Source organism: Woronichinia naegeliana WA131 (assembly GCA_025370055.1).
GTDB classification, from domain to species: domain Bacteria; phylum Cyanobacteriota; class Cyanobacteriia; order Cyanobacteriales; family Microcystaceae; genus Woronichinia; species Woronichinia naegeliana.
Genome location: CP073041.1, coordinates 7,298,558 through 7,313,325, shown reverse-complemented (window position 1 = coordinate 7,313,325; position 14,768 = coordinate 7,298,558). Strand labels below are relative to the sequence as shown.

Genomic DNA, 14,768 nt, shown 5'->3' with positions numbered 1-14,768 from the left:
TTTTTGGTTTGCAAAATGAATATGATAATAAATAAGTTTAATCCCAATTTTTAGAAACTTGATGCCATATTTCTAAAGGTAGGAGATTTTTCTAATAGTTCCTGATAAGTTCCTTCACAAACTAACTGACCCTGATTTAATTCAAAAATACGATCACAGACTGCAACTGTGCTTAGGCGATGAGCGATCAAAATAACGGTGAAGTGATGACTTAAGTTTACAATTGATTCCATAACATCCCGTTCTGTTGAATTATCTAGAGCACTGGTAGCCTCATCAAAAATAATGACTGAAGTTTCTCCATATAAAGCTCTCGCAATTCCGATTCGTTGCTTTTGTCCTCCACTCAGACGAACTCCTCTTTCACCAACAAAAGTATTATATTTATCAGGCAATCCCTGAATAAAATGATCAATTTGAGCCAATTTAGCTGATTTTTCTACCCTTGCTAGATCTATTTGACTTAAAGGCATACCAAAAGCAATATTTTCAGTGATTGTTGCATCAGACAGGAATATATGTTGGGGAACGTGGGCAAGGCAGCCTTGCCATTGGCGTTGTCGTTCTCCCTCTAAAGGTTTACCATCAACCCATATGATTCCTTTTTTAGGTTTTAGTAAACCTAAAATCAAGTCTGCTGTCGTACTTTTACCGCTACCAGTACTGCCGACAAAACCAACAGTAGTCTTGGCGTTGATTGTTAAATTTAGATTTTTGATAACCCAGCTTGTCTGTTCACTGTAGCGAAACCACACATTCTCAAAAACAAGAGCTTTCTCCAAAACCAGTCCTTCTTCGGGTTGCCAATTACTCAAAGGATCGACTCCGAGTTGTAAGCCCGCCAATAGTCTTCTTAGAGAAGACCTCGCTCCCTGAATTTTGACAAGGGAAGAAAACGTTTGTTGTAAGGCAGGTAATAAACGGTTAGCACCCAATGCTAAACTGCCTAAAACGGGTACTGCAAGACTAAAATCCCCATCCTTGCCTAAACTAAGAGCCAACAGTGCCATTGCGACCATGGCAGCACCTTCAACAATGTAACGAGGTGTCAAACTGAGAGTGGTATTCGATGCAAGGGCGTGACGAAAAGGACGGTCAGAATTTCGATAGGCAGTCTGAAAGAAACGATGGGTTCCTCCCAGCAATACATCTCTGATGCCTCCGAGACTTTCTTGTACAACCCTAATTTGCTTTTGGGTGTTGGCGACTAAAACTTGGCTATTTTGAGCGAGTAACTTTCTTCGTAAAAAATATAAAAGCACAAAAATTCCACCCAAGACAAAAACCACAAAAAATGCAGCAAATGTATTAATTAGAAACAATGCGAGTATCAAAGCAACGGAGATAAAGCTTGTGCTTACCGCACTAATTAAAGGAATGAGGATAGCATTCGTTAATTGGCGGGTATCAGTCGTAACAGAATTAATTAATTCGCTACTATTCTGCATTAAATGAAATTCATAGGGCTGGAGTAAAGTCTTGTTATAAATTTGACAGCTTAAATCGCTAGAAATAATCGCCGCTAAATGAGTTTGAATATTGATTGTCAGGATTCGTATAACACTTGTAAAGATTACGGCAACAATAAATATAACAGATAGTGCTATTACCAAATGATAAGAAGATTGTATATTGAAAAAAGCTAGTATCGGCTTGAGAGTGGGATTGTCTAACAAACTACTTGTATTGCTCAATGCCCCAAGAAAGGGGATTACAGCACCAAGACTAACCACTTCACTAAGTGAAGATAAGAGCATTAATATAATTAAAAGAGCTAATTGAGAGCGACGACGGTTATCTAGATAACTAAGTAATTGTCTGAGTTCTTGGATTAAATTATTACTTTGTTTCATTTTTGGTATATAAATTTTTCGGCGTTGTCAGAACAGAAGATGAAAAAAGAATTGCAACACAATGAAAGCCATACTATCAAAGCGTTTTCAAATCTACGCAGAGCCAAATCATCTTTAAATTTGACAACGCCAGTTTTTCTGCTTTTAAATAGAGTAAAATGTGCGATACCAGGAAACAAAACACTCTAATCCTATTTGAAGAGATATTTTAGGAAAAAAATCCACATCCTTCATCAAATCATCTATATCAGCGTAGGTCTCTTTAACATCTCCCATTTGCATTGATAAGAAATTTTTATCAGCTTTTTGTCCAAGATAATCCTCTAAAAGCTCAAGGAAATGGATTAATTCTACAGGATTATGATTGCCAATGTTGTACAATCGATAAGGGGCAAGACTACTGCTAGGGTCTGGCTGACTAGTATTCCAACTAGCATTTGTCTCTGGAATTTTATTTAAAACTCTTACTACCCCTTCTATAATGTCATCAATATAAGTAAAGTCCCTCTTCATATTGCCATTATTAAAAACCTTAATGGGTTCTCCCGCTAAAATTGCCTTGGTGAATAAGAAATAAGCCATATCGGGTCTTCCCCAAGGGCCATAGACTGTAAAAAAACGCAATCCTGTTGTTGGTAAACCGTAGAGATGACTATAGGTATGAGCCATCAATTCATTAGCTTTTTTCGTGGCGGCATAAAGGCTGACAGGATGATCCACATTATCGTGAACTGAAAAAGGAATTTTGGTATTAGCACCATAGACAGAACTGGAGGAAGCATAAACGAGGTGTTCAATGCTTTGATTGCGGCATCCTTCTAAAATATTAACAAAGCCGACTAAGTTACTATCAACATAGGCGTAAGGATTCTGGATAGAGTATCTTACTCCTGCTTGAGCTGCTAAATGCACAACACGTTGAGGAAGCTCATGAGCAAACAAATCGCTAATACTATTCTGATCAGAAATGTCTAACTTCAGAAAGCGAAAGTTCTTTTGTGATTCTAGTTGCTCTAATCGAGCTTTTTTGAGAGTTACATCATAATAATTGTTAAGATTATCTATTCCTAATACATCGTTTCCTTCATTTAGAAGTCGTTGGCATAGGTGAAAGCCGATAAAACCAGCCGCTCCTGTCACTAAAATCTTCATTATAGTTATTTGAATTAAGTGGTTCTCCAAAATAAATTACCCATTAGACAAGCGCAGAAGCCTTACTGTATAAGGATCGCCTTGTGTAAACAACTTTGTCTAGGTACTTATCTCTCTTTTGTTACTTTTGGAAATGATTTTAAATCTCAAATCTTACAACTTTTTCTCAACAAGGATTCTGTCGTTATTTCTGAGTATAAAATAAAATGTGTTTTTCCTCCTAACTTAAATAGCCTAAAAGTCTTGCTATGGAAGGATTTCAGTATTTGGGTTCTGAAAATGTCTTCCTAGTCTAACAGAAGAGAGTTATCTATTTCTAATAGATTGTTTCCTTCATCAAGGAGACGCTTGCAGAAATGAAAACCGATGAAGCCAGCCGCTCCTGTCACTAAAATCTTTATTTAGGGTTTAAATTCTGGCTGATTTACGACTCATACGGTAGGTAAACTCACTTACGGAAGGATTCGGTTTATTTGGATCAATCGTGTTAGTTGATTGCTTCCAGTGCTTCTGGTCGGCTACTTGTGTCGTAATAGTTCCATCTAAATCTTTAGAGACTTTCAGCCACATCTTTCCATCAACTTGACAGAAAAATTCTTCTAACCAAACGGAGCGATCTACTTGAACGAAACTTTGTCCAACTAATAGACTTGCTTTCTTTTTGGTTAAGCCGAATTGCTGCTGAATCTCATCTGCTCCCTGAAAGAAGAGACTATGCTTTCCTGTGCCTTCTCGCCATAGACGACGATCACAGTAAGGGCAATAAAATTTAGGAGTTTTGCTTCTGTTGCTACGCTTATTAGACATTAGCTCTCATGAAGAATAGTAGGTAAAATAACTAGACTTGATCTAAAAGATCAACTTAAGATTACTTTTTTTGAAAACCATGGAAATACTAACAAACAATAACAACACTTAACTACGTGATTAAACTGATTTGAGATAAATTAAGGTTGATACTGAACTACGTAATTAAACTGAATTTAGACAATAATATCCCTACCAACCAAAACTTTAGAGTGCACTCAAATGGTGTCTTCTCCTTCGGTTTACAGTAGAAAACTACTGGGCTAGGAATGGGATTTAGTTTTACTTCTTCAGATTATAAACAGAGTCATAACCTAGAGCACATGCTACACGGAATTTACAAAAACGACAACCTATTCAGTAAAATTTATCACCTCATTAAAATTGGGACATGTAGGACTATCGAGCAAAGGGGCCAATGGACAAGTATCAGTTCTTTTCTACTGACAAAAGAGATAGTAGGTCTAATCTTATAAACTGTCAAGTTAGTTCGAGACAACTATATCGGTTCTGAGACAGTCACTAGAGAAGGATTGCCACCAAACGAAGAGAAAATTTAAGTGCTTGGGCTTTCATTCTATCTATTCTTGTCATCGATTGTTGATTTAGAGAGCGCGATCGCCGATTGACAGGGAAATCCGCCTAAAAAGGCGTTAAGGAATAAACTATAACTTATTAGGGTGAAATCGTCTCAACCCGCCCCCTGGGTCATAGATCTCGGAGATCGCTTATCATACCTCTGTGACCGCAAGTCCCCCTGCCAGACAACTATCCGGTATTATCGGTTTTAAGGATTAACCATGCTCGAAAAAAACGACCTACAAACGCCCGTTCTCCATAAAGCACCCACCATTCAGATCGAGGATGATCGGACTGGGATGAGTGTGGAAACTCTCAAGCGCGCTTTTCTGGATAATCTTTTTTATCTTCAGGGCATTGATCGTTCCCAAGCCGCTCTTTATGACTATTACGTGGCCCTGGCTTACACAATCCGCGATCGCCTGTTGCACCGTTTCCTAAAAACTGTTCGTACCTACCGAGAAGAACAAGTCAAGGTGGTTTGCTATCTTTCAGCAGAATTCTTAATGGGAAGGCATTTGGGTAACAACCTGATTAATTTAGGACTGTACGAAAAGATTAACCAGGTCATGACCGAACTCGGACTAGATCTGGACGAGATTATTGAGCAGGAGCCTGATCCTGGTTTGGGCAATGGCGGATTGGGACGATTAGTCGCCTGTTTTTTGGATTCTCTTGCCTCTTTGGAGGTTCCAGCGATCGGCTATGGTATTCGTTATGAGTTTGGTATCTTCCATCAGCGCATTCAGGATGGCTGGCAGGTAGAAGTACCGGATAACTGGTTACGTTTCGGTAATCCCTGGGAATTACCCCGTCCTGATGAGTCGGTCGAAGTAAAATTAGGGGGCCATACGGAAATTGCCCATAACGAAAAGGGCCATCCCAAAGTGGTCTGGATTCCTGAACGCAGTATTTTAGCGATTCCCTACGATACCCCAGTGCCTGGCTATCAAACCAATACCGTTAACCCGCTACGGCTGTGGAAAGCTGAAGCCAGTGAAGAATTTAACTTTGAAGCCTTTAATGCCGGTCTTTATGATCGGGCCGTAGCAGAAAAAATGGATGCGGAAACCATTTCTAAGGTTCTCTATCCCAACGACAATACACCGGCGGGACGGGAGTTACGTCTGGCCCAACAGTATTTCTTTGTCTCAGCTTCTCTTCAGGATCTCATTCGGATTCATCTCCGCACCCACGATAATCTAGATAATCTCCATGAACGGGCTGCGATCCAACTCAATGATACCCATCCGGCAGTGGCGATCGCCGAATTAATGCGACTATTGGTAGATCAGTACAATTATGACTGGAATATTGCCTGGGATATCACCCAAAAAACCTTTGCCTATACCAACCATACCCTCATGCCAGAGGCTCTAGAACGCTGGTCAGTCAGCCTCTTTGAAAAACTATTACCTCGCCATCTCGAAATTATTTATGAAATCAATCATCGTTTTCTAGAAGACCTTCAGACCTGGTTCCCAGAAGACGAGCATCTGGTTAGCAGTTTGTCTTTGATTGAGGAAGGCTATGGTAAGCAAATCCGCATGGCCAATCTAGCCTGTGTGGGTAGTCATGCCATTAATGGTGTTGCCGCCCTGCATACCGAACTCTTGAAAAAAGACACCCTACGGGACTTTGCCAAACTCTGGCCCCAAAAATTCTTCAATAAAACTAACGGTGTCACCCCCCGACGCTGGATCTTACTCAGCAATCCGAAACTGGCCGAGCTAGTTACGGAAAAAATTGGCGATGGTTGGCTGAAAAATTTAGATGAAATGCGACAAATAGAAGCCTTCATCAATGACAGTGATTTTTGTCACCGTTGGCGAGAAATTAAGCAGGATAATAAGCGCAGTTTGGCTGCCTATATGCTCAAATATCGCAATATTGAAGTGGATACTAATTCGCTCTTTGATGTTCAAGTCAAACGGATTCACGAGTATAAGCGTCAGCATCTAGCCGTTTTAGAAATTATTTCTCTCTACAACCGCATTAAACAAAATCCGAATATTGAGATCACGCCTCGTACCTTCCTTTTTGGGGGAAAAGCGGCCCCAGGCTACTTCATGGCCAAGCTGATTATCAAATTGGTGAATGCAGTGGGTGAGGTCGTCAACAAAGATCCTGATGTGCGCGGTCGTCTCAAGGTCGTCTATTTACCCAATTTCAACGTTTCTCTGGGTCAACGGATTTATCCGGCGGCGGATCTCTCAGAACAAATTTCGACAGCCGGTAAGGAAGCATCGGGTACAGGCAATATGAAGTTTGCGATGAACGGAGCGTTGACCATTGGAACCTTGGATGGGGCCAATATTGAAATCAGGGAGGAAGCTGGCCCGGAAAACTTTTTCTTGTTTGGTTTAACCGCCGAGGAAGTCTATGCCATCAAAGCCCAGGGTTATCAGCCGATGTCCTACTACGAAAGTAATGAAGAGTTGAAACTGGTTTTAGATCGGATTGCCAACGGTTATTTCTCTCATGGCGATCAGGATCTTTTCCGTCCCATTGTGGATTCTCTTTTGTACCATGATCCCTATATTTTACTGGCAGACTATCAGTCCTATGTTGACTGTCAGGAGTTAGTCAGTAAAACCTATCTGGATCAGGAAAAATGGACAAAAATGTCAATTCTAAATGCGGCTCGCATGGGTAAATTTTCGAGCGATCGCACCATTCGAGAATATTGCAATGAAATTTGGGGGGTAAAACCGGTTCAAATTTCCCTAGAAGAAAACTATTCTGATTCCATCAGTTAAGCTAGATAAAGCCTATGCTTTCTAATTTTGGGAGAGTAGTTTTCCCTGATTTTTTGAGCTAGGCTATTACGCTCCTTTACCTCACTGGTTAAGATTTCATGCTCTGGCCTTACAAAACTCCTGGCATTACCGATCATCTTTTTGAGCGTTTGCCAGGAATTCCCTTAAGTAAACGGGAAGTTCGTCTCTTACTCATTTCTGCCCTGCGTCTGCAAGCCGAGTCAGTGATCTGGGATATTGGAGCTGGTACAGGAACCATTCCTATTGAACTGGCCTTACTCTGTCCCGAAAGTACGATTATTGCCGTTGAACGAGATGAGGAAGTTGCCAGTCTGATTCGTCGTAACTGCGATCGCTTTGGGGTAAAAAATGTACAAGTCTTAGAAGGAAGCGCGCCAGAATGTTTAGCGACAATGAAGCCGTTACCCGACCGAGTTTGTATTGAAGGCGGCAGACCGATCAAAGGAATCCTGACGGAGATTTGGAAATATCTGGAACCCGAAGGTCGAGTGGTTGCCACCGCCAGCAATCTGGAATCTCTCTATTTGATTTCTGAAGGTTTAGCTGAATTACAAGCTCGTAATGTGGAAGTTGTTCAGGCAGGGGTTAATCGCTTGGAAACCAGGGGTCTGCACCAAACCTTTGCCGCCGTTGATCCCGTATTCATTCTCAGTGGCGAAAAACCTCTTTAAAAGACTCCTTTTTAACTTAACGTGAAAACATGATGAACCAGCCTTGGTACAAGTCTAGTAAATGGAGAACCAAAGGCAAGCGGCAAGTTTGACATACCATACAATAAGGAAAGGTTAATGGCCATTTAAGATTAACTAACATTTTTTTTACCTTAGCCGGTCTTCCCCAGTCTAATTTTCAAACGCAGCCCTCCCTTGCTATGCCTTGGACTCGGATTGTAAGCACGATTATTGCTATTTCCCTTGCTTTGGGAATGCTCATTCTGGGTGGTTGGTATTTTGCCGCCGCGATCGCCCTCGTCATTTATCTGGGCCTACGGGAATATTTTCAATTAGTCCGAGCCAAAGGAATTACACCCGCAAACAAAACAACGATTGTTCTCTCGTTACTGTTATTAATTAGTGCCACTGTCACGCCTCAACTTACCGATGCCTTTTTCCCACTCACAGGAACGTTAATTTGTTTTTACCTGTTATTTCAGCCGAAAATGGCCACAATCGCGGATATTTCCACTTCTCTGCTGGGTTTATTCTATGGGGGCTATTTACCAAGCTACTGGGTACGGCTGCGGTTAGGATTGCCCAATTTTCCTGAAAACCTAGATAGTATTACCAGCAATCTACCGCTCATGGGCTACTGGCCAGAATCCTGGACTCATCCCGAACTTTTTCCCTCTGGTTTAATGGTGACATTTCTGGCCTTTAGTTGTATTTGGGCAGCCGATATAGGAGGTTATTGCATGGGCAAATGGTTAGGACGCACTCGATTATCCGATATTAGTCCCAAAAAAACCGTAGAAGGAGCCCTTTGGGGAGTACTAGGCAGCATTCTCGTCGCGGAACTGGGAGCCTGGTATCTTAACTGGCCCTATTGGGAAATTACTGGAGCCTTACTGGGAATGTTGATTGGCATCGTGAGCTTGCTAGGGGACTTAACCGAATCGATGATGAAGCGCGATGCGGGGGTAAAGGATTCAGGAGAATTGATTCCAGGCCATGGCGGTATTCTGGATCGAACTGACAGCTACGTATTTACCGCCCCATTGGTTTACTACTTTGTGATCTTTTTATTGCCGTTTTTATCCTAAATTTTATCACTCTCAAATCAGGGCAAACGCATCTAAATTCTAGACTCCTTATCTGATAAGATTTTCAGCGTTTCATAAAAAATCAATCATGATCTCGGAAACCCTTATCCAGCCTACCTTTCAAAAATAAGATGCGTTCGCCCTGACTCTCAAACCCACATTCCGCAGGTTGTCGAAGAGGAGCACTAGTTCACGCGAGCTAGTATCGGTACTTGTGCATTGATTTCGGGCAAGGATAAAAAATGTCAATAAAGTTCTAAAATGGAGTCTTGTCTTAGATAGAATCAACAGTAAAAATGAATAACCTAAATAGGGCTTGCTGAAAAAAGCTGAAACCTTTACGGAGAAAAATAGTAGGCGAATTAAGAACCGCTAGAATGCACGAAAATAGGGTAGAATGCCTCAAAACCATTGCATTAAGAAGAGAGAAAGCAGATGTACCGAAAGCAACAGTACTCAATTGAAACACCAGAAAACTTGAAAAATCTGTTCGGCGGGCAGTTAGACGAAGAAAATCGTTGGATAGAAATGTCAAAAATGATTCTTTGGGAAGAATATGAGGAAGAATATGCAAAAAACTTCACAGAAAAAAAAGGAGCCCCAGCCAAATCATTTAGAATGGCATTAGGAGCATTAATTATCAAAGAAATTTCAGGAAAAAGTGACAGAGAAACAGTAGAACAAATAAAAGAGAACCCTTATTTACAGTACTTTATAGGAATGGAAAGCTATAGTAGCAAAGAAGCATTTAATGCGTCAATGATGGTTCGGTACTGGTATCGTGTGATCAAAGCTAGAAAAAGTTATGGTGTAAGAGTTTGAGAAAATAGAAAATAACTTACGACTGGACATATTCCCGTTTTTGTTATACTATTATTATTGTCATTATATTAAAGAAAGGGAAAACGGAAAGCAATGTCAACATTGAATAAAAGCTCAATTGACCTCCTAAGTGATATTGGCTTACCTCAAGAGAAAGAGGAAGCCTTATTTCAGAAAAACTGCCCTCATTGCTATAGTGAAAAAGTAAAAATACATTCTCATTACCAAACGAAAGGTAACGGGGAACGTAAAATGTTCATCTGTCAAGAATGTGGTTCTTGTTTTGCTGAGACTTATGGTAGCGTAATCGCTGGCTTAGAAACCCCATTAAGTGAAATTGTAAAAGTATTAAAAGCCAGAATGGAAGGAATAGGATTAAATGCAGCAGCCCGAGTATTCGGCTACGCAAAAACAACAATATTGAATTGGGAAAAGAAATTATCAGGATTACAAGAGACATTATTTTTATACGCCTTAGTGAATGAATTTGTTAAATTAGTAATAGAAGGGGATGAACTATACACAAAAGTTGGAAAAAATAAAGAAGCAAGTGCCTCTGAGGGGTGGACAATCGTGCTCATGGACAGGGCTAGCCGCTTTATTTGGCATTTAAAATGTGGTAAAAAAGAGCAGAAATTATTTCTAGAAGCAATGATGACGGTAGCGGAATTATTTGAAAGGAGTGCAGAATCTCTCCAGTTATTTACAGATGGAGAAAAGCGATATAGTCAACTGCTATTTAATATTTGTCACGAAGTATTAAGGACTGGGAAGCGAGGTCGTCCCACCAAAGTATTACCGAAGGGTATGGTGGTAAGATTAAAAAATAAGAGTAGTAAACGTCGAGATTCTGAGGGTAAACTAGAGAAAGTAGAAACTCCGAAAACTGAACATCCTGAGACAACAGAAAAACCAGAAGACAAGGATGTTCATGCCAACCACGTTGAGGCATTTAATAGTTCTCTACGACGCTATTTAGCCGCCTTTCGTCGTCGAACAAATACTTATGCTAAATCTGTTGTGGGATTACAGCGAGTGCTAGATATTTTCTGGATGGTTCATAACTTTGTTCGCAGCCATTTTACGACGAAAAAAGTTCCTGCGGTAGCTCTCGGTATAATTCAAAAAGGGTTAACTTGGGAGGACTTACTCCAAATTCGCCTGATTTGTTGAACCTCTTGTATTGCAACGTTTATAGCTTCTAGCTAGACGATACCAGTGCCGATGGTTCATTTTCGTAAAAAAATAGGAATGGAATTAATAAATAAAATTAATAAAGAAATAGAAAAAAAAGCGACGGGTGTAGCGTCAGAAAAAAAAGAAAATGAAGGAAAGTTATTGTTAGATGCGACTTGTACACCAGCAGATATAAAATATCCAACGGATATAGGAATATTGAATGATGCCAGAGAAAAAACAGAAAAAATAATAGATAAGCTGTATGAAGAAATAAAAGAGAAAAGGAAAGAAAAGCCGAGGACTTATAGGGAAGTGGCAAGAAAAGAGTACTTAGCCATAGCAAAAAAACGTCGTGTGTCAAAAAAAGAAAGAAGAAAAGGAACAAAAAAACAACTAGGATATATAAAAAGAAACTTGTCTCATATAGAAAAAATGATAGAAGAGGGAGCAAAGTTAGAAAAACTAACGAAAAAAGAGCAAGAAGAGCTTGTAACGATAGGAAAAGTGTATGAGCAACAGTTAGAAATGTATGAAAAAAAGACAAATAAAGTAGAAAACAGAATTGTGAGTGTAAGCCAACCTCACGTGCGTCCAATAGTGCGTGGAAAAGCGGGAAAAGCAGTAGAGTTTGGAGCTAAAATATCGGCAAGTAATGTGAATGGCTTTGTCTTCTTAGACAAATTAAGTTGGGATAATTACAACGAATCGGGAGATTTACAAGCGCGAATAGAAGAATATAAAAGGGAAACAGGATGTTATCCGGAATCGGTTCATGTGGATAAAATCTATCGAACAAAAGCGAATCGAGCTTATTGTAAAGAAAGGGATATAAGAATGAGTGGTCCCCGATTGGGAAGACCGCCGAAAGAGGTGAGCAAAGAAAAAAAGAAAGAGGCACGCTCAGATGAAAGAGTGCGTAATGCCATTGAGGGTAAATTCGGACAGGGAAAGAGGAAATTTAGTCTTGGTCGAGTGATGGCCAAACTACCTGAGACCTCGGAAACGGTAATTGCGATGAACTTTTTGGTAATGAATCTTTCTACTCTACTTCAGAAGACAAAAAGTAAAAAGTTGTAGAGTCGTTTTTCTTGTGAAAAATGGTGTTAATTTTCCTCTCTTTTGTGAGGAGTGATTTGTGTTGACCTTTTTAGACAGAAAGGAACAATAGATTAAACAAAATCTGTATTTTGATTTGTTTCCATAAGGATAAGTTATCTATGCTTTTTCAGTCCATACTTCCCTAACCCACATTTCTTTCGTTTTTTGACTTTTTCAGCAAGCCCTAAATATTAAAGACCTCGACCACTTAGGAATCGTAGCGGGAATTATAGATGAAATGGGTTTAGTAGAAATTATCGATGAGGAAGTGGGAACTCATCCTCAAGAAAAGCTCAGTGTAGGTACAATAGTAAAAGCAATGATATTAAACTGCTTAGGATGTATCAATGCTCCGTTATATTTGTTGAGTGAGTTTTTTAAAGGAAAAGCATTAGAACACCTATTAGGAGAAGGAATAAAAGCAGAAGATTTAAATGATGACAAGCTAGGAAGGTCATTGGATAAGGTATTTGGAGTGGGGGTAAAAAACCGGTTCACGAAAATAGTCCTAAAAGCGGCAGCAATCTTTGGAATAGAACAAAAGTCAAAGCATTTAGACTCAACCTCAATGTCTGTACAAGGGAAGTATAAGGAAAGGATAGAAGATGAGGAAGACGAGCAGACAAAAGCCATAAAAATAAAATTTGGTTATTCCAGAGATAAACGACCAGACCTAAAACAGTTTATGTTAAATATGATATGTAGTGGAGATGGTGGTCATTGGTGTCAACTTAAGCCAAAATGCCTACTCACAAAAGATTAGCCTAAAAGCAGGCGGAAGTAAGAGTAGGCTGAAAAAAAGGTTAGTATATAAAAAAGTGAGCAAAAAACAAATGGCAAGACAACATCCTCGGAGAAAAGGAAACCCAGACTTACGTCGTAAGACAAATCAGCCAGGGGTAGAAATCCCTGAAATAACAAAAGAGTTGTTTGAATTACTAGAACCCACAATGTTTACACCATTAAAATATTTACAGGGAACTCATGAGAAAATGATGAGAGATAGGGTGCTAAATTTACCAGTAATGGTGGCATTAGTGTTAAGTATAGTGTATCGTCAAATAGCGGGTATAAGTGAAGCGGTAAGACTGTTAGAGGAAGAGGGATTGCTATGGGTAGCATCATTAAAAGTAAGCAAACAGGCAGTATCAAAAAGAATGATGAATGTGCCAGCCGAAATATTTGCAATATTACTAAAAGAAGTGTTAGAAAAAGCAGCCGAAAAAGGGAAGAAGCTCCAAGTAGGAGAAAAATGGGAAAAAATAAGAGAAAAGTTTAGTGCAGTGTGGATAGCAGATGGCTCAACGCTAGAGCAGATAAGGAAAAATATGAAAATAAGTAAAGAAGAAAAGAGTAAATTGGGGGGTAAAATAATGATGGTAGTGGAAGCCTTTACCCAAAGACCCGTTACTTTATGGTACACAGAAAATGATAAATCAAATGATAAAATATGGTGTGAAGAATTGGCAGCTAAATTACCAGAAAATGGTTTAATTCTCGTAGATATGGGATTTTTTAGCTTTGTGTGGTTTGATTTGTTAACAGAAGCTAAAAAGTTTTTTCTAACCAGATTTAGAGCGGGTACATCTTACAAAACCAAACAAGTATTGTCTCAAGGTAGTCATTACAGAGATGAGATTATCATTATGGGAAATTACCGTTCTAATCCTTGCAAGCATCCGGTGAGATTAGTCTCAGTATTATGGGGAACAATCTGGTATCAGTATTTAACAAATGTGTTGTCTCCCGAACAACTGTCCGCCGAAGAGGTCTGTGATTTATATCGAAGACGATGGACAATCGAAGAAGCCTTTTTATTAACGAAAAGACTTTTAGGACTAGCCTATTTATGGGTAGGGAATAAGAATGGTGTCCAAATCCAGATTATTTGCACTTTGATTTTCTATACGGTCTTAAATCAATTGGTAGGGGAAGTGGCGATTGCTCTAAATCAACCGAAAGAAAAAATCTCAGTAGAGATGGTGTTTCGGAGTCTATACTATGTAGCGAAGGCTATTGCTAGAGGAGAAAAGCCTGATACAGTAACCTATCTGGCTGAACGTGCTAAGTTATTTGGTTTGGTCAAAGCTGAGAGAAAGCGACATCGAGAAAAGGCCGCTCTCAATCAACAAATTTGGGAACCCATTCCTTTAAGTTGACACGGATGGATGGTGGTGTCCCTCTCTTTATGCAATTAGGAGATGGCAATGAATCGGATAAAAAGGTGTTTCCCCAGATAATCAAAGACTGTCAAGAAACGTTGAATATGGAAGGTTTATCGGTGATGGATGGAGCTTTTTATACGGCGGAAAATGTGGGCATGGCGAGGTCAATTCAATGGTTAAGTCGTGTCCCTCTGAAAGAAGCCACTGAGACTTTGGCAAATATATCAGAAGACCAATGGCAGCAGGGTGAACAGGACGGTTATCGTTGGCAAGTGAGGGCTTCGGAATATGGGGGTGAACAGCAACGATGGCTTGTGGTCGAAAGTGCTCAACGTCTCCAGTCCGATAATAAAGCTATAAGTCAAAAAATTGAGAAAGCCGATAAAGTTGTCAAAAAAGAATGGCAGAAACTTTGTGGACAGAATTTTGCTTGTGAGGCCGATGCTCTTACTGAGGCTCAACTCTGGCCAAAAACCTTGACTTATCATCAACTCAGTCAAGTTGAGGTTCAGACTATTGAGGTGGCCCCAATAGACTGAACAAAAATAGCGGGGAGTAAAGCTCTGAAGTTAAC

11 protein-coding genes and 2 pseudogenes are annotated in these 14,768 nt (G+C 39.8%); 9 read left to right on the top strand and 4 right to left on the bottom strand.

Annotation, left to right across the window (positions count from 1 at the left end; all coding sequences use genetic code 11):
- Positions 1-50: 50 nt before the first annotated feature.
- The 4 genes from KA717_37160 to KA717_37145 all read right to left on the bottom strand — a co-directional run bounded on the left by KA717_37160 (position 51) and on the right by KA717_37145 (position 3,812).
- Positions 51-1,853, bottom strand: a complete 1,803-nt coding sequence (locus tag KA717_37160; protein UXE60985.1) for an ABC transporter ATP-binding protein/permease — start codon at positions 1,851-1,853, stop codon at positions 51-53.
- Between the two features lie 144 nt (positions 1,854-1,997).
- On the bottom strand, positions 1,998-3,005 hold the full coding sequence (locus KA717_37155) for an NAD-dependent epimerase (protein UXE60984.1): 1,008 nt from the start codon (positions 3,003-3,005) through the stop codon (positions 1,998-2,000).
- A gap of 287 nt (positions 3,006-3,292) precedes the next feature.
- Entirely contained in the window at positions 3,293-3,394 is a 102-nt protein-coding gene (locus KA717_37150) for an NAD-dependent epimerase/dehydratase family protein (protein ID UXE60983.1), read from the bottom strand.
- A 19-nt stretch (positions 3,395-3,413) separates the two neighbouring features.
- The gene (locus KA717_37145) at positions 3,414-3,812 is read right to left on the bottom strand and encodes a hypothetical protein (GenBank protein ID UXE60982.1); all 399 of its coding nucleotides are present in this window, start codon (positions 3,810-3,812) and stop codon (positions 3,414-3,416) included.
- 800 nt (positions 3,813-4,612) lie between these two features.
- On the opposite strand from KA717_37145, the gene KA717_37140 reads away from it, so the two are divergent.
- From KA717_37140 to KA717_37100, 9 genes and pseudogenes are all read left to right on the top strand, one after another.
- Complete coding sequence (locus tag KA717_37140) at positions 4,613-7,150, top strand: glycogen/starch/alpha-glucan phosphorylase (GenBank protein UXE60981.1); 2,538 nt, start codon at positions 4,613-4,615, stop codon at positions 7,148-7,150.
- A 98-nt stretch (positions 7,151-7,248) separates the two neighbouring features.
- Entirely contained in the window at positions 7,249-7,842 is a 594-nt protein-coding gene (gene cbiT / locus KA717_37135) for a precorrin-6Y C5,15-methyltransferase subunit CbiT (protein ID UXE60980.1), read from the top strand.
- Between the two features lie 200 nt (positions 7,843-8,042).
- Positions 8,043-8,930: a phosphatidate cytidylyltransferase gene (locus KA717_37130; protein ID UXE60979.1), complete on the top strand. Its 888-nt coding sequence runs from the start codon at positions 8,043-8,045 to the stop codon at positions 8,928-8,930.
- 435 nt (positions 8,931-9,365) lie between these two features.
- Positions 9,366-9,653, top strand: a pseudogene (locus tag KA717_37125) (transposase).
- 192 nt (positions 9,654-9,845) lie between these two features.
- The gene (locus KA717_37120) at positions 9,846-10,925 is read left to right on the top strand and encodes an IS1 family transposase (protein ID UXE60978.1); all 1,080 of its coding nucleotides are present in this window, start codon (positions 9,846-9,848) and stop codon (positions 10,923-10,925) included.
- 51 nt (positions 10,926-10,976) lie between these two features.
- Positions 10,977-11,987: pseudogene (locus KA717_37115) on the top strand (IS5 family transposase).
- A 280-nt stretch (positions 11,988-12,267) separates the two neighbouring features.
- Positions 12,268-12,792 carry an IS1634 family transposase gene (locus KA717_37110; protein ID UXE60977.1) on the top strand — a complete coding sequence of 175 codons (525 nt, stop codon included), beginning with the start codon at positions 12,268-12,270 and terminating at the stop codon, positions 12,790-12,792.
- A gap of 70 nt (positions 12,793-12,862) precedes the next feature.
- Positions 12,863-14,188, top strand: coding sequence for an IS4 family transposase (locus tag KA717_37105; protein ID UXE64902.1), 1,326 nt, complete (start codon positions 12,863-12,865; stop codon positions 14,186-14,188).
- 5 nt (positions 14,189-14,193) lie between these two features.
- Positions 14,194-14,733, top strand: a complete 540-nt coding sequence (locus tag KA717_37100) for an IS1634 family transposase (GenBank protein UXE60976.1) — start codon at positions 14,194-14,196, stop codon at positions 14,731-14,733.
- The last annotated feature ends 35 nt before the right edge of the window (positions 14,734-14,768 follow it).

What these genes read in the sequence shown, in the direction of transcription:
- KA717_37105 (UXE64902.1), top strand. Translation starts at nt 12,863, where the DNA reads ATGGCAAGACAACATCCTCGGAGAAAAGGAAACCCAGACTTACGTCGT.
- KA717_37145 (UXE60982.1), bottom strand. Translation starts at nt 3,812, where the DNA reads ATGTCTAATAAGCGTAGCAACAGAAGCAAAACTCCTAAATTTTATTGC.
- KA717_37140 (UXE60981.1), top strand. Translation starts at nt 4,613, where the DNA reads ATGCTCGAAAAAAACGACCTACAAACGCCCGTTCTCCATAAAGCACCC.
- KA717_37160 (UXE60985.1), bottom strand. Translation starts at nt 1,853, where the DNA reads ATGAAACAAAGTAATAATTTAATCCAAGAACTCAGACAATTACTTAGT.
- KA717_37110 (UXE60977.1), top strand. Translation starts at nt 12,268, where the DNA reads ATGGGTTTAGTAGAAATTATCGATGAGGAAGTGGGAACTCATCCTCAA.
- KA717_37100 (UXE60976.1), top strand. Translation starts at nt 14,194, where the DNA reads ATGGATGGTGGTGTCCCTCTCTTTATGCAATTAGGAGATGGCAATGAA.
- KA717_37120 (UXE60978.1), top strand. Translation starts at nt 9,846, where the DNA reads ATGTCAACATTGAATAAAAGCTCAATTGACCTCCTAAGTGATATTGGC.
- cbiT (UXE60980.1), top strand. Translation starts at nt 7,249, where the DNA reads ATGCTCTGGCCTTACAAAACTCCTGGCATTACCGATCATCTTTTTGAG.
- KA717_37155 (UXE60984.1), bottom strand. Translation starts at nt 3,005, where the DNA reads ATGAAGATTTTAGTGACAGGAGCGGCTGGTTTTATCGGCTTTCACCTA.
- KA717_37130 (UXE60979.1), top strand. Translation starts at nt 8,043, where the DNA reads ATGCCTTGGACTCGGATTGTAAGCACGATTATTGCTATTTCCCTTGCT.